Raw genomic sequence first — 22161 nt, forward strand, 5'->3', positions numbered from 1 at the left:
GCGGGGGTGGGACACGCGCCGTACCGTGGAGGCATGACGCGTCTGCGCGCGGCGGCCCTGCTGCTCTCCCTGCCGTTGCTCACGGCCTGCGGCGGCGAGGGCGCGGAGACCGGCGCGACCGGGTCCACCCCGAGCGGGAGCCCGTCCGCGACCTCCAGCGCGCCGCCCGCGCCGACCAGCACCCCCACCACCCCGGAGGCCCCGGCCCCGACCACGCCGGCCGGTCCCCGGGCCAGCGACGGCACGCCGCAGCCGGCGCTGCTCACCATCCCGTCCCTCGACCTGGTCGACCTCGAGGTCGTGCCGTACGTCGGGTTCACCGACGACGCGCCCGGCACCGAGATCCAGAACGACGGGCGGGCGGCCAGCCCGTACGGCGAGCGCGGCGGCACGGGGCCGGGCGGCATCGGCAACTACCAGGTGACGGCCCACCGGCTCTCGTCGACGCGGGCGTTCGAGTTCCTGCCCGACCTGGTCGACGGCGACGTGGTGCACGTGGCGGCGGGCGGGGCGACGTACACCTACGAGATCGTCGAGACCCGCCAGACGTCGTTCCGGTCGGAGGCCTCGCTCGCGGCGCAGCGGGCCGCGGTGCCCGGCCAGCCGGGGGTCGCGCCCACGCGGGCGATGATCACGCTCTCGACCTGCCGCACCACTGAGGACCACGCCGAGGGCAACTACTGGTCGGACGAGTTCGACAACCCCGAGCACCGCATCGACAAGATCGGCGTGCTCGTGGAGGTCACCGGGGCGTGACCGCGCCCATCACCTCGGCGAGCGCGGCGTCGGAGGCGAGGAGGGCGTCGCGGTCGTAGGTCGACGTGCTCGCCAGCAGCTCGTCGGCCCCGCTGCGCTCGGCCAGGCGCTCGAGGGCGCGTCGCACCGTCGCCGGGCTCCCGGCCACCGCGTCGTCGAGCGCGGCCTCGACCCGGCGCCGTACCTGCTCGGGCCACTCGGCCGCCCGGATCGCGGCGACGGGCTCCAGCGGCGGGAACTCCCCCGTCTGCCGCGAGCGCGCCATCGCCCACGCCTCCGGGAGGGCGAGCTCGCGGGCGGTCGCGTCGTCGTCGGCGACCGTGACGTCGAGGGAGATCGTCACGCGGGGCTCGCTGCCGTGGTGGGGGCGGAAGTCCCTGCGGTACGACGCGAGCGTGGCGCCGAGGTCGTCGCTCGCCAGGATCGGGCCCCCGACCACCACCGGCAGGCCGAGCCGCGCGGCGACCGCGAGGCCGCGCCCGGTGGCGAGCACGTGCATCGGCACGACGCGGCCCGTCACCGGGCGGGCCGTCACCGGCGCGGTGCCCTCGAGGTAGGAGCGGAGCTCGACCAGGTCGGGCTCGAACGTGTCGGGGTCGTCGAGGTCCTGGCGCAGCGCCCGCCGGACGGGCGGGGTGAACCCGAGCGAGCGGCCGAGACCCAGGTCGAGCCGCCCCGGGTGGAGCGCGTCGAGCATGAGGAGCTGCTCGGCGACCACGAGCGGCTGGTGGTGCGGCAGCATCACGCCGCCGGAGCCGAGCCGGATCGTCGACGTGCGGGCCCCGACCGCCGCCAGCAGCACCGGCGGCGAGCCGGACGCGATGCCCGGTACGGCGTGGTGCTCGGCCACCCAGAAGCGGTCGTAGCCGACCTGCTCCGCGTGCACGGCCCGCTCGACCGAGCCGTGCAGCGCCTCGCCCTCCGGGCGGCCGGAACGGGTGCGGGAGCGGTCGAGCAGGGAGAGCCTCACGTCCGTCCCAACGCACGACGGGTGCCCCGGCTTCCCGCCGGGGCACCCGTCTCGCGTCACTGCGCGGTCAGTGGACCGCGGGCGCCTTCGTGGCGGCGTCGTCGCCGACGGTCGCCGGCGGGCGCCGTACGAACAGCGCCACCGCGACGGCGAGGGCCGAGATCACGCCGCCCCAGAAGAGCGCCGCGTGCACGCCCTCGGCGGTCGCCGTGACGACGCTCGCGCCGGCGGCCGTCTCGCTGGCGATGCGGGTGGTCATCACGGTGATGAACAGCGCCGTGCCGGCCGCACCGGCCACCTGCTGCACCGTGCCGACGATCGCGCTGCCGTGCGAGTAGAGGTGCTGCGGCAGCGACCCGAGGGCCGAGGTGAGCAGCGGCGTGAACATCAGCGCGAGACCGATGCTGAGCACGACGTGGATCGCGATGACCGCGCCGAGCGCCGTGCCCTCGCCGAGGGTCGACATCGCCCACAGCGCCGCCGACGCGACGACCGCGCCGGGGGCCACGAGCGGACGGGGGCCGTGGCGGTCGAAGAGGCGGCCGACGACCGGGGCCAGCAGACCCATCACGAGGCCGCCGGGCAGGAGCACCAGGCCGGTCTCGAGGGTGGTCGCGCCCAGCACGTTCTGCAGGTAGATCGGCAGCAGGATCAGCGTGCCGAACAGCGCCATCATCGTCACCGCGACGAGGCCGACGGCGATCGCGAAGGTCGTCGAGCCGAACGCGCGGAGGTCCATCAGCGCACGCTCGCGGAGCGAGAGCTGGCGCAGCACGAACGCGACGAGGGCGGCGGCACCGATCACGAGGGGCACCCACGGCGGCACGGGGGCGTGACCGCCGGCGGACTCGCCGATGCTGGAGAGACCGTAGATGAGCCCGGCGAAGCCGAGCGCGGAGAGCACGACGGAGACCTTGTCGAGGCTCGGGCGGCCCGGCGTCGTCACGTTGCGCACCCAGATCTGGCCGAGCGCCAGGGAGAGCAGGGCGATCGGCAGCACGAGCCAGAACATCCAGCGCCAGCTCAGCGACTGCAGGATCAGCCCGGAGACCGTCGGGCCGATCGCGGGGGCGACCGAGATGACGATGGAGATCGTGCCCATCATCTGGCCGCGCCGCTCCGGACGCACCAGGGTCATCACGGTGGTCATCAGCAGCGGCATCATCACCGCGGTGCCGGTGGCCTGGATGACCCGGGCGAGCAGCAGCACCTCGAAGCCCGGGGCGATCGCCGCCACGAACGTGCCGATCGAGAACGTCGTCATCGCGAAGGTGAAGACGGTGCGCACGTGGAAGCGCTGGAGGATCCAGCCCGTCAGCGGGATGACGACGGCCATCGTCAGCAGGAACGCCGAGGTGAGCCACTGCGCGCTGGTCGCGGTGATGGAGAGGTCCGTCATCAGCTGCGGCAGCGCCACGCCCATGATCGTCTCGTTGAGGATCACGACGAACGCCGAGACCACGAGCAGCGGCACGAGCCCGCGCGGGGCGCCACCGTCGGCCGCTCCGCCGGCGTCGTTCGGCACGCCGGGTCCCGGGTCGCCCCCGGGAACGGTCTCAGGGGTCTTCTGGTCGTGCACGGTCATCGCGTCTGTCCTTTCGCCACCCGATGATTGTGGCAGTCACTGCCAACTCGGCACAAAGTGGCGTCGACTACAGTGCGACAGCGTGGAGGCCAGATGACGACGGAGCAGGACGCACCGACCGGGTTGCGCGAGCGGCGGCGTCGCCAGACCGAGGAGGAGATCTCCGAGGCCGCGCTCGACCTCTTCGAGCGCCGGGGCGTGGCCGGCTGCACGGTGGACGACATCGCCGAGGCCGCGCAGGTCTCGCCGCGCACGTTCTTCCGCTACTTCGCCACCAAGGAGCGCGCGGCCCTGGTCGCGCACCGCGACGTGGAGGACACCTTCCAGCGGGTCGTCACGGGGTTGCGACCCGACGAGCCCCTGCTGCCCCAGATCGAGACGCTCTGGGTCGAGATGCTGGAGCAGCTGCGCGACGGCCAGAGCCCCGCCGGGCGCCAGATGCTGCGCCTGCGGCTGCTGATGCGCACCGAGCCGTCGCTCCGCCTCGCCGCCCTCCACCTCGACGAGGAGCGCCGCGACGAGTTCATCGCCCTCGTCGCCGGCGTGGTCGGCACGACGCCGGACGACCTCGACATCCGCGTGACGGTCGAGACCGCCGGCACCCTCGTGGGCGTGGCGCTCGACCGCTGGGCCGACGCCGTCGAGCGCCGCACGACCGGCCCGACCCCGGACCTCGTCGCGACCTACCGCGACACCTGCGCCGCGTTCCGGCGGCTCTGCCGGGGCTGAGGCCGCACACCCGGTCCGCCGCGCACGAGGGCCCGCCGACCGCGCCCCCGAGGCGCGCCCGACCACGCGGATCATGATCATGGAAGGATCGTCGCCATGACGGAGACGGTTCCCGAGCCCGCGGCGGGCCTGCCGCCCCACGGACTGCGCTGGGGCATCAAGACGTCGTTCATCGACTACGTACGGCGCATGCCCGGCGGCCGTGGGACCGTCGGCGAGGGGGCGACGCCGGTTGGCTCCCACGAGATGCTCTTCGCCCTCGACGCCGCACCCCCGCCCGCGGAGGCGACCGCGGGCGCGGTGCGCGCGTGGGCGTTCCGGGGCGACGTCCGGTTCACCGGGCACGGCGGCATGCTCTTCGTGCGCGTCGCGAACCCGTGGGTCGTGCTGGGGGCGGACGAGGCCGTGCTCTCCATCGAGGACCCGTACCAGACCCCGGACGCCCCGAGGCTGCCGCTCGTGACGATGCGGCTGCGCTCCGACCCGGCCGCCGAGGCCGACGGGCTCGAGGCGTGGTTCTCCACCGAGGTGCGCCTCACGCCGGAGGGCGTCGAGCTGTTCAACGACGTATACCAGGTCGGCGAGGCGTTCGAGCCGGTCGCGATCATCGCGCCGCTGCCGACGACCTGACGGCGGCCGGGTGTCGGGCCCGGGCTCCGCGGGCCACCCCGGGCTCCCGGCCCGACGCGTCAGGCGCGCTTGTTCAGCGCCTCGGTCATCTGCTCGACGGTGTCGTTGCCGATCTTCTCGAAGACGACCTTGACGGCGGGCGCGGCCAGCTTGGCGGCGCCGCTCATCTCGATGACGGCCTCGTAGGTGATCTCGCTGCCGGTCCCGGCCGGCACCACGGTGATGGTGTCGGTGGTGGTGGCGGTGTCGTTCTCGCCGCGGAACACGAGCTTGTCGGCGCTCAGCTCGGTGAGCGTGTAGACCAGCTCGGTGCTGATGCCGGCGATCTTCGAGACGTTCTTGAACTTCGAGCCGACGACGACCTCGCCGACGTCGATGCGCGAGCAGGACTCGGTGCCCGGGTCCCACTCCTCGGCGTTGCTGAAGTCCTTGAGGTAGTCGATCACGGTCGCGGGGGCGGGCTGCACCTCGAAGGTGCGGGTCACGGTGGTCATGCCTCCCCGGTTCCCGACGCACGGCGGCTCACCCCTCGCACGGAGGGGTGAGCCGTCGGGACGGAGCCGGAGTCAGCCGCCGAGGACCTCGGAGGCGCTGACCTCGCCGTGCTCCTCCTGGATCGCGTCGGCGAGCTTCGCGCGGTCGGCCTCGGAGATCTCGATGCCGGCCTCCTCGAAGCCCTTCTTCAGCTCGGCGTCGACGGTGCTCTCGGTGGCGCCGTCCTGCCAGGAGCTGACGCGGTCGACGACGGCCTGCACGGTCTCGAGCTCTTCGGGGGAGTAGTCAGTCATGCCGGAGAGGTACCCCGCCGTACGCGGTTCAGGCCGTCGGTCGGGCCGTGGTCGGGCCGTGGTCGGGCCGTCAGCCGCGAGTGACGACGGGCAGGCCGGAGACGCTCAGCACGCGGTGGGCGAGCGAGCCAGCGGAGGCCACGATCCGCAGCGTCGCGTCGTTCGCCGAGGCCCGGCGCATCGCCGCGACCATCGCGCCCACGGCGCGGCTGGGGAAGAAGTCGGTGTCGCTGAGGTCGACCGTGACAGTACGGGTGAGCCCGTCGCTCGAGTCGACGACGGCCGCCTGGAGGTCCTCGAGCTCGATGTCGTCGAAGACCCCACCGGTGACGCTGAGGGTCGCGCTCCGCTCGTCGTACTCGGTGACGAGCGGGCGTTCCTGCCGCCGCCCCCGGGCGCGCGCGTCGGGGGTGGAGGCGTCAGGCACGCCCGGGCGGTTCTCCGAGTCCGTCATCGAGCAGAAGCCTAGCCACGTCGAGGCCCGGGCCGACTCCTCCATCGGGGGGAGAATCCGGCCCCCATGCGCGGCGCGGATGCGTCAGCCGTGCGCGTACGACGGGGCGCCCGCGTCGGCGGCGCTCACCGGCGCCCCGGCGGCCGCGAGCACGTGCGCGCGCAGCACCGGCACGAAGTCGTCCGGCGACTCGAAGAACGGGAAGTGGGCCCCGCCCTCGGCGCGCGTGAAGACCCGCAGCGCGGCGCCGGGGATCTGCGCGGCGCTCCACGCCTGCGACGACGCGGCCACGTGGCTCACCTCGCCGCCGACGACCAGCGACGGCACGTCCACGCGGGGCAGCACGTCGCGCCAGTCCTGCACGACGTGGTCCAGGAGCAGCTGCGCGCCGTACGGCATCGCCAGCTTCCGGTTCTCGGCCAGCAGGAAGGCGAAGTCGTCGTCGGAGAGGTCCGGCGACAGCATCGAGCGCAGGAAGCCCTCCCGCACGGCGTCGGATTCGGGGCCGAGGAGCGACGCGACGAACGCCTCCGCACCAGCGAAGTCGAGGATGGCGCCGACCTCGGAGGCGTCCGACGGCGCCAGCCACGGCAGCAGCGCGCAGACGCTGGGCTGGTCGATCCACACCACGGAGGCGAGGCGGTCGGTGCCGTGGCTGTCGATGTGCGACCAGAGCACGGAGCAGCCCATCGAGTGGGCGACGACGTGGGCGCGGTCGACCTCGAGGTGGTCGAGCAGCTCGCGGAGGTCGGCGGCCAGCGTGGCGATGCGGGCGCCGTACGGCGTGCGCCCGGACTCGCCGTGGTTGCGGTGGTCGTAGGCGACGACCCGGAACTCGGGGCCGAGCAGCGCGACGGTGCGGTCGAACATCGCGGCGGTCTGCGACCACCCCGGCACGATGACGACGGTGTGCGGGCCGTCGCCGGTGACGCGGTAGCGCAGCGTGCAGCCGTCGCGGGTGGTGAGCTCGGTCATGACGGCGGGCCTCCTGCGGCCGGTGCGGGCCGGGTGTCGGTACGACGGGTCGGTGGGGTCGGTACGGGTGTCGGTGCGGCGGGGCGGGAGCCCCGGCGGCCGCACGCGCGGCCAGGACGAGGATCCACCGCGGGTGACCTGGGTCACCACCTCACTCTGACGCGACCGTCGCGCCACCTCTCCACTCTTTGTCGAACGCCGCCAGGTCGAGCAGCGACAGCCCGACGTCCAGGGCCAGCCGCGTGCGTCCGTCGTCGAGGTCGAGCCCGGTCAGCTGCCGCACGCGGTCGAGGCGGTAGTAGAGGGTCGTGCGGTGGATGTGCAGCGCGGTCGCGGTCGCCGGCATCGAGCCGGCGTGGGCCAGCAGCTGCCGGACGCTCTCGACCAGAGAGCCGTCCCGGTCGGCCGCCAGCAGGCGCTGCAGCTCGTCGGGCAGCAGGTCGGGGTCGAGCGCGCCGGGCGGCAGCTGCAGGAGGGTGCCGGTCGCCCCGAGGGCGGTCCACTGCACGACGCGGTCGGCCACGACACCGCGAGCGGCGCCCGACGCGAGGCGGGCCTGGCGCGCCGAGGCCCACGCCCGGTCGAGGCCGCGCACCGGGCCACCGACGCCCACCACGCTCACGAACCGGTCGGCCGCGATGCTCTCGAGGCTGCGCACGATCTGGGCCGCGTGGCGCTCGGTCGCGGTGTCGCCGACCTCGCGGGGCGACCCCAGCACGACGTGCGCCTCCGCCTCCCCGACGCACGTCAGGGTGACGGGCGCCGCCGCGTTGCCGCCGTGCTCGGCGAGCGCGAACCGGAGGGCGGCGCCGACGTGGGCCGAGCCCGGGACGCGCGGACCCGCCGACCGCGCCCCTCCCCCGGTCCGCACCTCGACGTGCAGCACCCGGACGTGCTCGACCGCGTCGACGTCGAGCAGGCCGGCGAGCTCCCGGACGGCGTCGCGCCGTACGGCGTGGGTGGCGCCGAGCAGGTCGCGGGTCGCCGCCTCGCGGGCGTCGGCCGCCCGGGTCGCCTCGCCGTCGCCCTCCGCCACCAGGAGCGGCGCGACCTCGTCGCCGACCCGGGTGATCTCGCCCAGCTCGGAGGTGGTGATCGAGCCGTCGGCGTCGACCACGAGGAGCAGCCCGATGAGGGCGCCGCGCCAGCGCACCGGGTGGCAGACGCGGGCACGCATGCCGATCTCGGGCAGCGGCGGGATGACCCCGGCCCGGGTCCAGCCGGCGACGCCCTGGGCGAGCACGTGGCCGACCGCGGCGCTCGAGGCGCGGCGCTGGAGCACGGCGTGGGTGCGCACCTCGTCCTCGTCGCCGTAGTGGCGGCTCGTGTAGAGCAGCCGGACCGCCGGGTCGTCGATCACCACCGAGCGACGCAGCCGCTCCGCGAGCCCGTCGATCAGGCGCTGCACCTCGGAGTCGGCCATGCGCGGATGCTACAGATCGTGGAGACGCGGCGTGCCGGTCTCGTCAGCGCGCGGTGCCGGAGGGCCGCTGCCGCGCGGATCATCGACGGCGACCCGCTGCACCGAGCACGCGCCGTACCCCCGGAGGCCCCATGTCGCACGCCGCACCCCCTGCTCCCGTCGGCAGGGCGCACGGGTCGGGCGAGCTGGCCGGCACGGTCGTGCTCGTCGTGGGCGCCGGCTCCAGCGGGTCGGGCGTCAGCAACGGCGAGGCGGCGGCCCTCACCTACGGCCGCGCGGGCGCGCTCGTCGCCTGCCTCGACCGCGACGCCGCGGAGGCCGAGCGGGTCGCGAAGCAGGTCGTCGCCGAGGGGGGCACGGCGAGGCCCGTTCGGGCGGACGTCACGCGGGAGGAGGACGTCGCGCGCGCCGTCGCCGAGGTGACCGCCGCCTGGGGCGCCCCGGGCGTGCTGCACCACAACGTCGGCGTCGCCGTCACGGGCGACGTGCTGACCCTCGACCGCCCGACGTGGGACGCCTCGCTCGCGGTCAACCTCACCGCCTGCTACCTCACGCTGCGCCACGTGCTGCCCGGCATGCTCAGCGCCGGCAAGGGCGCCGTCGTCACCGTCTCGTCGGTCGCCGCCATCCGCGACACCGGCTACGTCTACCCGGCCTACAGCGCGGCGAAGGCGGCGGTGGACCAGCTCACGGTCTCGGTGGCGCTCACGTACGCCGACCGCGGCATCCGCGCGAACGCCGTGCTGCCGGGCCTCATCGACACCCCCCTGGCCGCCGACCAGCTCGTCGACGACCCCGCCGCCGCGGAGCGGGCCCTGGCCGCCCGGCACGCCGCGAGCCCGACGGGCTCCATGGGCACGCCGTGGGAGGTCGCCGAGGTGGCGCTCTTCCTCGCGAGCGACCGCGCGTCGTACGTCAACGGCGTGCTGCTGCCCGTCGACGGCGGACTGTCGGCGCGCTGCCTCTGACCGGGGCACCCTTGCCACCGCCGATCCATGATCACTATGGTCATGGATCCGTGACGTAGGTCACGAGCCCGGCGACCCCGAGGAGCCCCGTGCCCCGCTCGACGACGATGCCCCCCGACCTCGCCGACGCCTTCGGGGCCGTGCTCGACGACGACGTGCGCGTCGACCGGCACGAGGTCTACGCCCGGCTGCGCCAGGAGAGCCCCGCGTTCCGCAGCGAGCGCCTCGGGGCCCGCGTCGTCACCCGGTACGACGACGTGCGCACCGTCCTGCGCGACACCGAGGGGTTCCGCGTGCCCACCGCCGGGGTCGGCTCCCCCGTCTACGGCCGCACGTTCCTGCACATGAGCGGCCAGGAGCACGCGAAGAAGGTCGGCGTCGTGGCCCGGGAGATCCGCAGCCGCAACGCCCTGCGCAACGGCCTCGACGACCGGGTCGAGGGCATCGCCCGCCGCACGACCGCCGACCTCGCCCTCGGCACCCCCGTCGACCTGCGCGACGACTTCGCCATGTGGATCCCGCTCGTCACGATCACCGAGCTGGCGGACCTCGGCCACGAGGGATCGTTCCGGCGCTGGTACCGCGCGATCGGCTCGGGCGGCACCAACAGCATCACCGACCCGGGCGCCCGCGACCTCGCCCTCGCGGCCCGCGACGAGCTGCACGACTTCCTCGTCACCCTCATCGACGAGCGCCGGCGCGCCCCCGGCGATGATCTGTTCTCTCGGTTGGCGACGACCGAGTACGACGGGGAGCCGCTCCCCGTCGACGAGATCGTGAGCTCGGTGATCTTCCTGCTCGCCGCCGGCGTCGAGACGACGGAGCGCGTGATCACGTCGACGCTGCGCCACGCCGCCCTGCACCCCGACGAGTGGCGGTGGCTGCGGGAGCACTCGGGCGACGAGGAGGCCCTGGCGGCGTACTCGGCCGAGGCCCTGCGGATCCTGCCGCCCGTCTGCGGCGTCATGCGCGAGGCGACCGCGCCGACGACCGTGGCCGGGGTGGAGGTCGCCGAGGGCGAGAGGCTCTGCGTGCTGATGGCGTCGGCGAACCTCGACGAGACCGTCTTCGACGACCCGCACACCTTCGACCGGGACCGGTTCGCCGGCCGCGGCTCGGCGCAGTTCACGGCCGCCGGACAGATCCTGCCGTTCGGCGCCGGCACCCACTACTGCGTCGGCGCCCGCCTCGCCCAGACCGAGATGCGCCACGCCTTCGCGGCGCTCGCCGAGCGGGTCGCGACGATCACGCCGGTGGGCGACCTGCCGACGGCGGTCGGGTTCATGCTGCGCTGCCCGCCCTCGCTGCCCGTGGTGCTCGGCGGGGCGTGAGGGGGCGGTCGGGGCCCGACGTGTGCGGACCCACGCCCGCGGAATCCGATGGCCCCGGTCCGCACCCCGATTCTGACCGGGCGGGTGCGGACCCACGCCCGCAGAATCCGATGGCCCCAGTCCGCACCCCGACTCCCCACCGGGCGGGTGCGGACCCACGCCCGCGGAATCCGACGGCCCCGGTCCGCACCCCGACTCCCACCGGACGGACGACCCGCCTCACAGGTTGATCATGTGGCCCTGCAGCCCGTGGAACGCCTCCTGCAGCGCCTCCGACAGCGTCGGGTGCGTGTGCACGTTGCGGCTGAGCTCGAAGGAGCCGAGGTCCCACTTCTGGGCCAGGGTCAGCTCGGGCAGCAGCTCGGAGACGTCCGGGCCGACGAGGTGGGCGCCGAGCAGCTCGCCGTGCGGCTGGGCCGCGACCACCTTGACGAACCCGACCGGCTCGCCGAGCCCGTGGGCCTTGCCGTTGGCCGAGAAGGGGAACTTCGCGACGAGCACGTCGTGGCCCTCCTCGCGGGCCTGGGCCTCGGTGAGCCCGAACGACGCGACCTGGGGGTGGCAGAAGGTGGCGCGCGGCATCATCCGGTAGTCGCCGAGCTCCATGGTGGTCGCGCCCGCGATGGTCTCGGCGGCCACGACGCCCTGCGCCTCGGCCACGTGGGCGAGCGCCAGCTTCATCGTCACGTCGCCGATGGCGTGCACGTGCGGGGCACTGGTGCGCATGCGGTCGTCGACGACGATCGCCCCGCGGGCGTCCACCTCGACGCCGGCGGCCTCGAGCCCCAGGCCCTCGGTGTTCGGCGTGAAGCCGGTCGACATCAGCACGCGGTCGACCACGACCGTCTCGACGGTGTCGCCGCGGCGGTAGATCACCTCGACGTCGTCGCCCCGGTCGACGACGGTCTCGACCGCCGCGCCCGTGACGGTGGTGACGCCGAGCTTGGCGTACGCCCGGGCGATCTCCTTGGAGACGTCGGCGTCCTCGGCGGGGAGCAGGCGGTCGGCGTACTCGACGACGGTGACCGCGACGCCGTACGCCTGCAGCACGTAGGCCATCTCCATCCCGATCGCGCCGGCGCCGACGACGAGCATCGAGCCGGGCAGGTCGCGGGCGAGGATCTGCTCCTCGTAGGTGACCACGCGTGCGCTGGTGGTGACGCCGGGCAGCATCGCGACGCGGGAGCCGGTGGCGATGATCGCGTGCTCGAAACGTACGGCGCGCTCGGCGCCGTCGGCGCCCGTGACCGCGAGCTCGTGGCTCCCGGTGAAGCGGGCGCGGCCGGCGATCTCGGTGATGCCGTTCTTCTTCATCAGGTAGTGGACGCCCTTGACCCGGCCGTCCGCCACGGTGCGGCTGCGGTCGAACGCCGCGCCGTAGTCGAACGTGAGCGCGCCACCGTCGACCCCGATGCCGAGCGCGGCCGCGTCGTGGCTCAGCGTGCTGACCAGGCCGGCGTTGTGGAGCAGCGCCTTGCTGGGGATGCAGCCGACGTTGAGGCAGACGCCACCCCAGTAGCGCTCCTCCACGACGGCGACGCGCCGGCCGAGCTGGGCGGCGCGGATGGCCGCGACGTACCCGCCCGGCCCCGCGCCCACGACCACGACGTCGAACCGGTCGTCGGACGGGGTCTCGGGCACAGCGGTCTCCTGGTGGGTCTCAGCGGCGCTCACAGGAGCGCCAGACCGGGGTCGGTGAGGATCGCGGCGGTGTCGGCGAGCAGCTCGGAGCCCTGCTGGCCGTCGAGCACCCGGTGGTCGAACGAGAGCGCGAGCTGGGTGACCCAGCGCGGCTCGATGCGCTCGGTGCCGTCCGCGTCGGTGACGACCCAGGGCGTGCGCCGCACGGCACCGAACGCCAGGATCGCCACCTCCCCCGGGTTGAGGATCGGGGTGCCGGTGTCGACACCGAAGACGCCCACATTGGTGATGGTGACGGTGCCGCCGGCCTGGTCGGCGGGCGACGTCCTCCCGGCCCGCGCCGTGGCGGCCAGGTCGTTGATCGCGGTGCTGAGCTCGCGCAGCGGGAGCCGCTGGGCGCTCTTGATGTTCGGCACGATGAGGCCGCGCGGGGTGGCGGCCGCGATGCCGAGGTTGACCTCGCGCAGCTGCACGATCTCCTGCGCCTCCTCGTCCCACCGCGAGTTGGCCTCGGGGGTGCGGGCCATCGCGAGCAGGAACGCCCGGGCCACGAACGCCAGCGGGCTGACCTTCACGTCGCGGAACTCGCGGCGCTTCACCACGGCGTCGCGCAGCTCCATCGTGCGCGTCATGTCGAGGGTGACGAACTCGGTGACGTGCGGCGCGGTGAACGCCGAGCGCACCATCGCGGCCGCGGTGTGCTTGCGGACGCCCTTGATCGGGATGCGCAGGTCGCCCTCCGGCGCCTGCTCCTCGGCCGGTGCGGCGGGCGCCGTGGCGGTCGGCTCGTCCCGTACGGCGGGGGCCGCCGTGGGGGCCGGGTGCGCCGGGGTCGGCGCCGCCGGCGCGCGGCCCTCGGACGCGTCGAGCACGTCGGCGCGGGTCGTCGTCCCGCCCGGACCGCTCGGCGTCAGCGACGCCAGGTCGACGCCGAGCACCTTCGCCAGCTTGCGCACCGGCGGCTTCGCGAGCACGGGCCGCTCGGCGGCGTCCGTCGTACCGGCGGCTGCTCCCCCGCGGCGACGGCGGCGGCGTCCGCCGGTGTCCTCGCGGGCGCCGTACCCGACGAGCAGCTTCGGCTCCGGCTCGGTCTCCTCCGCGGCGGGCTCCGGTGCGGCGGGCGCCGCCGGGGCCTCGGCAGCGGTCGCGGCCGGGGCCGCCTCGGTGGCGATGCTGATGATCGCGACGCCGACGTCGACGGTCTCGCCGACGGCGGCGTGCAGCTCGACGACGGTGCCGGCGTACGGGCTCGGCAGCTCGACGACCGACTTCGCGGTCTCGATGTCGACGAGCGGCTGGTTCACCTCGACGACGTCGCCGACGGCCACGTGCCAGGCGACGATCTCGGCCTCGGTGAGGCCCTCACCAACGTCGGGGAGGTGGAAACGGGAGACACCGGCGGGGGCGGGTGCGGAGACAGGGGACAACGGGAGACCTTCCGGTGCTCGGGCGTGCGGGCGCTCAGGCGATCGGGGCGAGGGGGCGGGTCAGTGCTCGAGGCTGCGGTCGACGGCGTCGACGATGCGGTCGACGCCCGGCAGCCAGTCCTCCTCGAGGCGGCTGGCGGGGTACGGCGTGTCGTAGCCCGTCACCCGGAGCACCGGGGCCTCGAGGGAGTAGAACGCCTCGTCCTGCACGCGCGCGGCGACCTCGGCGCCGAGCCCGGCGGTGCGCGACGCCTCGTGGGCGACGACCAGGCGGCCGGTGCGCCGCACGGACTCGAGGATCGTCGCGTCGTCGATCGGGGAGAGCGAGCGCAGGTCGATCACCTCGACGCCGACGCCCTCCTCGGCGTACTGCTGCGCCGCCTTGAGCGCGGCCGGCACCAGCGCGCCGTACGCGACGATCGTGACGTCGTCGCCCGGGTGCACGACCTGCGCGCGGTCGAACGCGGGCGCGGCGACGGTGGTGTCGACGTCGCCCTTGAGCCAGTAGGAGCGCTTGGGCTCGAGGAAGATGACCGGGTCGTCGCTCGCGATGGACTCGCGCAGCAGGTGGTAGGCCTCGTGGGCGTTCGACGGGCTGACCACGCGCAGGCCGGCCGTGTGGGCGAAGTAGGCCTCGGGCGACTCGGAGTGGTGCTCGATGGCGCCGATGCCGCCGCCGACCGGGATGCGGATCACGACGGGCAGCGAGACGGCGCCCTCGGAGCGGTGCCGGTACTTCGCGAGCTGCGTGATGATCTGGTTCATGGCCGGGAAGACGAACCCGTCGAACTGGATCTCGCAGACGGGGCGGTAGCCGGCCATCGCCAGGCCGATCGCGCTGCCGACGATGCCGGCCTCGCCGAGGGGCGAGTCGACGACGCGGAGGTCGCCGAAGTCCTTCTGCAGGCCGTCGGTGACGCGGAAGACGCCGCCGAGGCGGCCGATGTCCTCGCCGATCAGCATCACCCTGTCGTCGCCCGCGAGCGCGTCGCGCAGACCGCGGTTGAGGGCGTGGGCGATCGGCAGGCGCACGGGGCCGGCGACCGGCTCGTCGGCCTGCGCGGGCGGGGTGGGGACGGCGGGGGTGCTCATCGGTCCTGCTCCTCTCCGGCGGCCACGAACTCGAGGTGCTCGTGCATCTGCCGGGCCAGCTCGTCGGGCATGTCGGCCAAGGTGTTCTCGAACGGGGACGACGCGGTCGGCACGGGCAGCGCGCGGCAGCCCGAGCGCAGCCGCTCGGCCAGGGCCTGCTCGTCGGCGGCCAGCGCGGCCTCGGCGGCCTCGTCGAGCACGCCGGCCCCCGCGAGGTAGGTGCGCATCCGGGCCAGCGGGTCGCGGGCCTCCCACTCCTCGTTCTCCGTCACGGGCCGGTAGCGCCCGTCGTCGTCGGAGGTGGTGTGGGGGTTGCGGCGGTAGGTGAACGCCTCGATGAGCGTGGGTCCGTTGCCCTCGCGCGCCGACGCCAGCGCCTGCTCGGTGACCTGGCGGACAGCGACCACGTCGTTGCCGTCGACCCGCACGCCCTCGAAGCCGAAGCCCTGGGCGCGCTGGGCCACCGGCACGCGGCTCTGCACGCTGTACGGCGCCGAGATCGCCCACTGGTTGTTCTGCACGAAGAACACGACGGGCAGGTTCTGCGCGGCGGCCCAGACGAACGCCTCGTTGCTCTCGCCCTCGCTCAGCGCCCCGTCGCCGAGGAACACCAGCACGGCCCGGTCGCGCTCGGGGTCGCCGGTGCCGACGTCGCCGTCCCGCACGATGCCCATCGCGTAGCCGACCGCGTGCAGCGTCTGGGCGCCGATGACGAGCGTGTAGAGGTTGAAGTTGTTGTCGCGGGGGTTCCAGCCGCCCATCGTCGTGCCCCGGAAGAGGCCGAGGAGGTTGACCGGGTCGACCCCGCGGCACCAGGCCATGCCGTGCTCGCGGTAGGTCGGGAAGACGACGTCGCGGGGACGCAGCGCGTGGCCGGCGCCGACCTGGGCGGCCTCCTGGCCGAGCATCGAGGGCCACAGGCCGAGCTCGCCCTGGCGCTGCAGCGCGATCGCCTCGGTGTCGATGCGGCGGGCCATCACCATGTCGCGGTAGAGCGCGAGCCCGTCGGCGGGCGTGGGCGCGGCGGTGGCCGCGTCCAGCTGCCCGTCGGGCCCGAGGAGGGACAGGAGCGGGTGGTTCATGACGCCTCCGACGGGGTGGTTCGTGCACTTCCGGGTGGCTCAACTGTGGGTGGGGTGATCAGGACGGTCAACAACAACGCGAGCAACTGAGCAGGTGGGGCAGTACGGTGGTGAGAGGCGTCCGTGGACTGACCAGGATGCGCAGCCCCGACCCCGTCGACGTGACGGCGGTCACGACGAGAGGTGAGCCCGTGGTCGACCTCGACCGGCTCGACGCCGAGATCCTCGGCCGGCTGAGCGTGAACGCGCGCACCGGGATGGCCGAGCTGGCCGTCGCCCTGGGCGTCGCCCGCAACACCGTGCAGGCGCGGCTGCGGCGGCTCGAGGAGGAGGGCGTGCTCCGCGGCTACGGCACCGACGTCGACCTGCGCGCCGCGGGCCTGCACGTGCAGGCGTTCGTCGCCGTCGAGCTCGACCAGAAGCGGATGCCCGAGGTCACGGCCGCGCTCCGCGACATCCCCGAGGTGCTCGAGGTCGTCACCCAGGCGGGTCGCGAGGACCTCCTGGTGCGCGTCGCGGCCCCCGACCACCCGGCCCTCCAGGCCGTGGTGACGGCGATCATCGAGCTGCCCGCGGTACGCCACACGACCACCACCCTCGCCGTCGGCACCCCGGTCCGCTACCGGACGCAGCCGCTGCTCGACAAGGTCACCCGCACCCGGGGCTGGGGCCGCTCCACGCCCGCGCCGTCCTCGGGCGACGGGGGCTGAGGGGGGCTGAGGGGGGTGCCGGTCCGGGGCGCGAGGTAGTCCGTGACGATCTGCCGTCCGACACGCCGCAGGACGGCCGCAGAACGTCACGGACTACCCGCCACCGGGGGGCGGGACGGGCTCAGGCGAGCGGCACGTCCGCCATCAACCGCCGCAGCTTCAGCGCCAGCTGGATCTCGAGCACGCGCTCGGGGTCGCGCCAGTCGGGGCCGAGCACCTCGGCGAGGCGGTCGAGCCGCTGGTAGAGCGTGTTGGCGTGCACGTGCAGCTCGGCGCAGGTGCGGGCGTGGTGCTGGGCGAGGCGCAGGTAGGTCTCGAGCGTGACGGTGAGGTCACGCTGGCGCTCGGCGTCGTGGCGCACGACGGGGCCGACGGTGGCGTCGACGAAGGCGCCGATCTCCCCGCGGCCCGCGCGGCTGAAGAGCGAGCGGTAGACCCCGAGCTCGGCCGGCTGCGCGACCGCCGACTCCCGGCCCAGCGCGAGCAGGAGCGTCGCCGTCCGGCGGGCCTCCTCGTGGGCGGCGCGGATCGCGGGGCCTCCCCCGGCGCAGGGCGCGACCCCGACGGCGGCGGGCAGGGGGCCGTCGGTGAGCCCGAGCAGCCGCTCCCGCGCGACCTCCGGGCCGACGCGCGGCACCAGCACGACCGCGTGCCCGGCGTGCTCGGCCGACCACCCGCCGAGGGCGGCGGCGAGGCGGGTGCCGAGGCGTACGGCGGGGCCGTGGTCCCGGGCGCCCGCGTCGAGGACGACCACCGCGGTCACGGCGTCGAGCGCGATGCCCGCCGCGCGGGCCCGTCGCCGGAGGCTGGCGTCGTCGACGTCCGGGGCCAGCAGCGCGTTGACGAGCTCGCCGCGGGTGCGCAGCTCGGCCTCCGCGACCGTGCGCTCCGACGACACGACGAGGGCGACGGAGGTCGCGCCGATCTCGAGCAGCCGCACCTGCTGCTCGTCCACCGGTGCCGGACCCGCGGCCACGACGCAGCCGGCGTACCCGTCGCGCAGCGTGACCGGGGTGAGCGCCAGGTGGCGGCCGTCGCGCTCGACGCGGCGGGTGCGGCCCTCAGCCGCCCCGGGCGGGGCGTCGGCGGCGAACCAGTCCGCGTCGGGTGTCGTGCCGACGACGGCCTCGACCTCGGCGTCCGGGCCGGCCCGTTCGCCGTCGCCGTCCGCGACGCGCCCGTCGGCGACCAGCACCCGGACGGTCGCGTCGACGGCCCGGCCGATGGAGGCGGCCACCTCGGCGAGCCCGCCGCCGCGGATGACGACGTCGGTGAGCTCGGCCCGCAGGTCGGTGGCGCGCTGGCGCTCGTCGCTCGTGCGGCGGAGCGCGGCGTTGACGACCCGCTGCTCCTCGACGGCGGCCTGCACCTGCTCGAAGAGGGCCGCGTTGCGCAGCGCGATGGCGGCGTGGGAGGCGAGGCCGGCGAGCAGCTCGACCTCGTGCTCGGAGAAGCGGCGGGGCCGGCGGTCGGCGGCCAGCAGGACGCCGATCGTGTCCTCACCCACCCGCAGCGGGACACCGAGGATGCCGCCGAGCTGCTCGGTCACCGCCACCGCGTCGACGGAGCTGACACGGCGCAGGCGGTCGTCGTCGAGGTAGGCCTCGGTCCACATCGGGCTGCCGCCGCGCAGCACCATGCCGCCGATGCCCTCGCCGTCGCGCAGCACGACGCCGCGCAGGGCGCTGCCCATCGAGCCGTCGGCGACCTCGATGCGCAGGTCGGTCTCCTCGAAGCGCAGCATGATGTAGGCGACGTCGACGCCGAGCAGCCGCCGGGCCTGGGCGGCCACCTCCTGCAGCACCTCCGCGGTGTCGCGCAGGTGGGCGAGCCGACGGGCGAGGTCGTTGAGCACGACGAGCTCGCGGGCGGCCTGCGTGCGCTCGTCGAGCAGGCGCCGGATGACCTCGGCCTCCTCGGCCTCGGCCTCGATGCGCGCGCGGTCCGGCTCTCCCGCGGCGGCCAGCAGCGCGGTGCGGTGGGCGCGCAGCGCCTCGGCCGAACCGTCGTCCGCGAGTAGCCCGAGCCAGGAGGTCATGGGCCCCATCGTGCCCTCCCCCGCGCGCGCTGTCTCGACGTCCGGGCCCGGGTCAGCCGCGGGCGAGGCGGCGCAGGGCGGCGTACCGCGTCGCGAGCACCTGCCGCGAGACGGCCGCCTCGGGCGCCACGACCTCGAACGCGTGGACGGCGCCGGGCACGACGTGCAGCTCGAGGGGCACGCCGGCCGCCGCGAGGCGCCCGGCGAAGACGAGCACCTCGGCGCGGAAGAGGTCGAGGTCGCCGACGTCGAGGTACGTCGGGGGCAGGCCACCCAGGTCGGCCGCCCGGGCCGGGACGACGTACCCGTCCTCACCGGCCTCCCGGCCGCCCAGCACCGCGTCCCACGCGACCCCGTTGGCGACGTGGGTCCAGGTGGCGACGGGCGCGAGCACCGGGTCGGCCCCGCGGGTGCGGTCGTCGAGCATCGGGTAGACGAGCACCTGGCCGACGAGCGGACGGCGGCCCTGGTCGCGCCAGGTGAGCACGGTCGCCGCGGCGATCGCGCCGCCACCCGAGTCGCCCATGACGCCGACCGCGTCCGGGTCGACACCGAGCTCGTCGGCGCGCTCGTGCAGGAAGGCGAGCGCGGCGAGGCAGTCCTCGCGCGCGGCCGGGGCGGGGTGCTCCGGGGCGAGCCGGTACTCCACCGCCAGCAGCGGCACGCCGCTCTCGCCGGCGTAGCGCCGTACGAGCGGGTCGTAGTCGTCGAGGTCGGCCGCGACCTGCCCGCCGCCGTGCACGTAGAGCGCGGCGGCCGTGCGGCCCGGCGTCCGTGTCGGCGCGGCGTCGTGCGGGGCGTACCAGCGCAGCGAGAGCACGCTGCCGTCGTCGCGGAGCACGTCGTACTCGGTCACGGTGACGTCGTCGCGGGCCGGGACCAGGCTGCCGTAGTAGCCGAACGAGGCCGGGGTGCCCGCCCGCAGCGACGCCACGTCGACCGGGCCCGAGGGCGGCGGCAGCGCGGCGGCGAGAGCGGTGAACGCCGTGGTCAGGCCGGCGAGCACCTCCGGGTCGAGCGTCGGTACGGCGACCGCCCGCTGCTGCCGGGCGGTCACGCGAGGCCCGCGACGAACTCGAGCAGCGCGGCGTCGAACGCGTCGGGCTGGTCGAAGTTGGCGGCGTGCCCGCAGTCCTCGAGCACCACCGAGCGGCCCTGCGGCGCGAGCGCCGCCGTGGCGGCCGCGTGCTCGGCCGGCCAGTACTGGCTGTCGGCCCCGGCCACCACCAGCACCGGAACCGTCGTCCGCGCCACGACGTCGCGCCAGTCCTGCAGCGCGTGGTCCTGGAGCAGCGGCAGCGTGGTCGGGTGGAGGCCCGGCATCAGGGTGGCGATCGCCGCGGCGGGGTCGCCGCCGATGCGCTCGGCGAGCACCTGGAGCGTCGCGAGGGTGCGCTCCGGGCCCGCCCCGCGGCCGGTCTGCGGGATGGCCTCGGCGAAGTACGTCGCGGCGTTGCTCCGGTCGTACCCGTAGAACCCCAGCTCCCAGCCGTCGCCGTTGAGCATGCGCGGGGTCTGGTCGACGCTGACGACGGCCCGCACGCGGTCCGTGCCGTGGAGGTCGAGGCACGCCCAGATCGTGCTGGCGCCCTGCGAGCCGCCGACGAGCACGGCGTCCGTGAGGTCGAGCTGCACGAGCGCCTCGTGGAGGTCCTGCCCGTGGCGCCCCATCCGCTGCCCGTGGTCGGGGAAGTCGGAGCGCCCGTGGTTGCGCCGGTCGAGGGCCACGACGCGGTGGCCGGCCGCGACGAGGGCGTCGACCTGCAGCGCCCAGGTGGCGGCGGACGCCATGTAGCCCGCCACGAGGACGACCGTGGCACCACCGGGCGCGGACGCCGGTCCGGAGTCGGTGTGGTGCAGACGCACTCCGTCGGACGTGCGGATGGTGGTGCTCACGGTCTTCCTCCTGCGGGGGCGGCGGGTGGGACGGGTCAAACGGGTGGAACGGGTGGAACGGTGATTCAGGACGCGGGCGTCCAGGACAGCACGTCGAGCGCGCCGGCGTTCCCGACCGTGCCCACGTTGTCGATGCCCCGGGTGAACGCGTACGACGAGCTCTGGATGAGCGGCACGAACCAGGCCTGCTCGACCACGGCGCGGTTGAGGTCGACGGCGGCGGCCTCGGCCTCGGCCTCCGGGGCGAGCGCCAGCGCGTCGAAGGCGCCGATGACCTCGTCGCCCTGGCTGGCGAACGGGTTGAGCGGGGAGGCCGGCGAGGCGAAGTTCTGCAGCGCGTTCGTGAACATGCCCGTGCCGGCGTTGAAGAACACCGCGGAGTACTCGCGGCTGGCCATGTCGGAGATCAGCTGGTTGAGGTCCGCGCCGTCGCTCTTGACGTTGAGGGTCACGCCCACCTCGGCGAGCTGGGAGGCGACCGCCTGGGCCAGCGTGTCGGTCTGGAAGAGGCTGATGGAGAGCGCGTCGATCTCGAAGCCGTCGGCGTAGCCGGCCTCCGCGAGCATCTCGCGGGCGAGCTCCGGGTCGTAGGCGTAGGTGTCGTCGAGGCTGTCGTCGTGGCCGTCCGTGCCGACCGGCGCGATCTGCGCGGTCGGGGTGTAGTCGCCACCGAGGGCGGTCGCGATGGACTCGCGGTCGACGGCGTGGTTGAGCGCCTGGCGCACCCGGACGTCACCGAGGGGCTCGGCGACCTCGCCGGCGCGGTCCATGAGGAACATGGCCTGCACGGCGCCCGACCCCTCCACGACCTCGGCGTCGGAGATCTGGCGGGCCTGGTCGACGACCTCGGCGGTGGTGTTCATGTCGACCTGGATCTGGCCGCTCTGCAGCGCCTGGAGGGCGGCGTTGGTGTCGGGCAGCACCCGCACGACGACCCGCTCCCAGTGGATCGCCTCGGGGTTCCAGTAGTTCTCGTTCGGCACGAACGTGTAGTGGTCGCCGTCGACGGTCTCGGCGGTGTCCATCACGTAGGCGCCGGCACCGAAGGTCTCCGACGTCAGCTTCTCGGGGTTCGCGAGACCCGCCGGGCTGATCACGTTGCCCCAGTTCGACGACTGGCTGAAGACGATGGGCAGGATCGGGTTGGGCGCGGACAGGTTGACCGCGACGGTCTGCTCGTCCTTGACCTCGGCGCCGTCGACGCCGGTGAGGAAGTGGCTGAGCGGGCCCGGGTTGGCCACGTAGTGGTTGATCGTGTCGGCGACCGACTGCGCGGTGACGGGCGTGCCGTCGGCGAACTTCGCCTCGGTGCGGATGGTCATCTCGAAGGCCTGGTTGCCCTCGCCGACGTAGCCCCACTCGGTCGCGAGGCCCGGGCTGAACGTGCCGTCGCTGTTGTGGCGGATGAGCGGCTCGTAGGAGAGCCAGTGCACGATGTTCTGCCCGCCGTTGCCGTTCTTGCCCGGGTCGAGGCTCTGGGGCTTCAGCGCCAGGGCGACCGTCAGCGTGTCGGACTCGGTCGCGGCGCCGCCGGCACCGCCGCCGCTGCCGCAGGCGGCGAGCAGCGACGCGCCCAGCGCGAGGGCGACGGTCGAGCAGGCGACGCGCCAGGTACGGCGGGTGCGTCGGGGGGTGGTGGACATGGGGGCTCCTCGGGGGTGTGCGG

General features: G+C 74.7%; 21 protein-coding genes. 6 read left to right on the forward strand and 15 right to left on the reverse strand.

Features of this window, described 5'->3' with window-relative positions; genetic code table 11:
• Window positions 1-33 precede the first annotated feature (33 nt).
• Window positions 34-756 carry a sortase domain-containing protein gene (locus K329_RS0117000; RefSeq protein ID WP_043644099.1) on the forward strand — a complete coding sequence of 241 codons (723 nt, stop codon included), beginning with the start codon at window positions 34-36 and terminating at the stop codon, window positions 754-756.
• On the opposite strand, the gene K329_RS0117005 is transcribed toward K329_RS0117000, so the two are convergent.
• Both K329_RS0117005 and K329_RS0117010 read right to left on the reverse strand, forming a co-directional pair.
• Window positions 743-1726, reverse strand: a complete 984-nt coding sequence (locus K329_RS0117005; protein ID WP_028473996.1) for an MsnO8 family LLM class oxidoreductase — start codon at window positions 1724-1726, stop codon at window positions 743-745. The two genes, K329_RS0117000 and K329_RS0117005, sit on opposite strands and share 14 nt — an antisense overlap.
• 67 nt (window positions 1727-1793) lie before the next feature.
• Window positions 1794-3311: an MDR family MFS transporter gene (locus K329_RS0117010; RefSeq protein WP_052337033.1), complete on the reverse strand. Its 1518-nt coding sequence runs from the start codon at window positions 3309-3311 to the stop codon at window positions 1794-1796.
• Between the two features lie 93 nt (window positions 3312-3404).
• On the opposite strand from K329_RS0117010, the gene K329_RS27510 reads away from it, so the two are divergent.
• Both K329_RS27510 and K329_RS29740 read left to right on the forward strand, forming a co-directional pair.
• Window positions 3405-4040: a TetR/AcrR family transcriptional regulator gene (locus tag K329_RS27510; protein WP_052337034.1), complete on the forward strand. Its 636-nt coding sequence runs from the start codon at window positions 3405-3407 to the stop codon at window positions 4038-4040.
• Window positions 4041-4136: 96 nt separating this feature from the next.
• A complete protein-coding gene (locus tag K329_RS29740; protein ID WP_052337035.1) occupies window positions 4137-4670 on the forward strand; it encodes an HtaA domain-containing protein in 534 nt (177 codons plus the stop codon).
• A 59-nt stretch (window positions 4671-4729) separates the two neighbouring features.
• On the opposite strand, the gene K329_RS0117025 is transcribed toward K329_RS29740, so the two are convergent.
• The 5 genes from K329_RS0117025 to K329_RS27525 form a co-directional block, all read right to left on the reverse strand.
• The gene (locus K329_RS0117025; RefSeq protein ID WP_028473998.1) at window positions 4730-5164 is read right to left on the reverse strand and encodes an SRPBCC family protein; all 435 of its coding nucleotides are present in this window, start codon (window positions 5162-5164) and stop codon (window positions 4730-4732) included.
• Between the two features lie 72 nt (window positions 5165-5236).
• A complete protein-coding gene (locus K329_RS0117030) occupies window positions 5237-5458 on the reverse strand; it encodes a hypothetical protein (RefSeq protein ID WP_028473999.1) in 222 nt (73 codons plus the stop codon).
• 70 nt (window positions 5459-5528) lie between these two features.
• Window positions 5529-5912 carry an STAS domain-containing protein gene (locus K329_RS0117035; RefSeq protein WP_028474000.1) on the reverse strand — a complete coding sequence of 128 codons (384 nt, stop codon included), beginning with the start codon at window positions 5910-5912 and terminating at the stop codon, window positions 5529-5531.
• An 84-nt stretch (window positions 5913-5996) separates the two neighbouring features.
• Window positions 5997-6887 carry an alpha/beta fold hydrolase gene (locus K329_RS27520; RefSeq protein WP_157571803.1) on the reverse strand — a complete coding sequence of 297 codons (891 nt, stop codon included), beginning with the start codon at window positions 6885-6887 and terminating at the stop codon, window positions 5997-5999.
• 151 nt (window positions 6888-7038) lie between these two features.
• Entirely contained in the window at window positions 7039-8310 is a 1272-nt protein-coding gene (locus K329_RS27525) for a PucR family transcriptional regulator (protein WP_052337037.1), read from the reverse strand.
• 131 nt (window positions 8311-8441) lie between these two features.
• Between K329_RS27525 and K329_RS0117050 the strand changes: the two genes are divergently transcribed.
• Entirely contained in the window at window positions 8442-9278 is an 837-nt protein-coding gene (locus K329_RS0117050; RefSeq protein ID WP_052337038.1) for an SDR family NAD(P)-dependent oxidoreductase, read from the forward strand.
• Window positions 9279-9367: 89 nt separating this feature from the next.
• Window positions 9368-10609, forward strand: coding sequence for a cytochrome P450 (locus K329_RS0117055; RefSeq protein ID WP_028474002.1), 1242 nt, complete (start codon window positions 9368-9370; stop codon window positions 10607-10609).
• Between the two features lie 219 nt (window positions 10610-10828).
• Here the strand turns inward: K329_RS0117055 and lpdA are convergent, their stop codons facing one another.
• From lpdA to K329_RS27530, 4 genes are read right to left on the reverse strand one after another with little or no spacing between them, the layout of a single operon-like run.
• Window positions 10829-12250, reverse strand: a complete 1422-nt coding sequence (lpdA, locus tag K329_RS0117060; RefSeq protein WP_028474003.1) for a dihydrolipoyl dehydrogenase — start codon at window positions 12248-12250, stop codon at window positions 10829-10831.
• 29 nt (window positions 12251-12279) lie between these two features.
• Window positions 12280-13677 (reverse strand): dihydrolipoamide acetyltransferase family protein, encoded by a 1398-nt coding sequence (locus K329_RS0117065; protein WP_028474004.1) that lies wholly within the window; start codon window positions 13675-13677, stop codon window positions 12280-12282.
• 60 nt (window positions 13678-13737) lie between these two features.
• Window positions 13738-14769: an alpha-ketoacid dehydrogenase subunit beta gene (locus K329_RS0117070; protein WP_084541405.1), complete on the reverse strand. Its 1032-nt coding sequence runs from the start codon at window positions 14767-14769 to the stop codon at window positions 13738-13740.
• Window positions 14766-15851: a thiamine pyrophosphate-dependent enzyme gene (locus tag K329_RS27530; protein WP_043644102.1), complete on the reverse strand. Its 1086-nt coding sequence runs from the start codon at window positions 15849-15851 to the stop codon at window positions 14766-14768. The genes K329_RS0117070 and K329_RS27530 overlap by 4 nt, the downstream gene beginning before the upstream one ends.
• Window positions 15852-15988: 137 nt before the next feature.
• On the opposite strand from K329_RS27530, the gene K329_RS0117080 reads away from it, so the two are divergent.
• Complete coding sequence (locus K329_RS0117080) at window positions 15989-16561, forward strand: Lrp/AsnC family transcriptional regulator (RefSeq protein ID WP_211225898.1); 573 nt, start codon at window positions 15989-15991, stop codon at window positions 16559-16561.
• A 121-nt stretch (window positions 16562-16682) separates the two neighbouring features.
• On the opposite strand, the gene K329_RS27535 is transcribed toward K329_RS0117080, so the two are convergent.
• The 4 genes from K329_RS27535 to K329_RS27540 form a co-directional block, all read right to left on the reverse strand.
• Window positions 16683-18599 carry a helix-turn-helix domain-containing protein gene (locus tag K329_RS27535; protein ID WP_052337039.1) on the reverse strand — a complete coding sequence of 639 codons (1917 nt, stop codon included), beginning with the start codon at window positions 18597-18599 and terminating at the stop codon, window positions 16683-16685.
• Window positions 18600-18651: 52 nt separating this feature from the next.
• Complete coding sequence (locus K329_RS0117090; protein ID WP_052337040.1) at window positions 18652-19656, reverse strand: alpha/beta hydrolase; 1005 nt, start codon at window positions 19654-19656, stop codon at window positions 18652-18654.
• Window positions 19653-20495 carry an alpha/beta fold hydrolase gene (locus tag K329_RS0117095; protein ID WP_028474008.1) on the reverse strand — a complete coding sequence of 281 codons (843 nt, stop codon included), beginning with the start codon at window positions 20493-20495 and terminating at the stop codon, window positions 19653-19655. The genes K329_RS0117090 and K329_RS0117095 overlap by 4 nt, the downstream gene beginning before the upstream one ends.
• 65 nt (window positions 20496-20560) lie before the next feature.
• On the reverse strand, window positions 20561-22138 hold the full coding sequence (locus tag K329_RS27540) for an ABC transporter substrate-binding protein (RefSeq protein WP_052337041.1): 1578 nt from the start codon (window positions 22136-22138) through the stop codon (window positions 20561-20563).
• Between the last annotated feature and the right edge of the window lie 23 nt (window positions 22139-22161).

Source organism: Nocardioides alkalitolerans DSM 16699 (assembly GCF_000426525.1).
Taxonomy (GTDB): domain Bacteria; phylum Actinomycetota; class Actinomycetes; order Propionibacteriales; family Nocardioidaceae; genus Nocardioides; species Nocardioides alkalitolerans.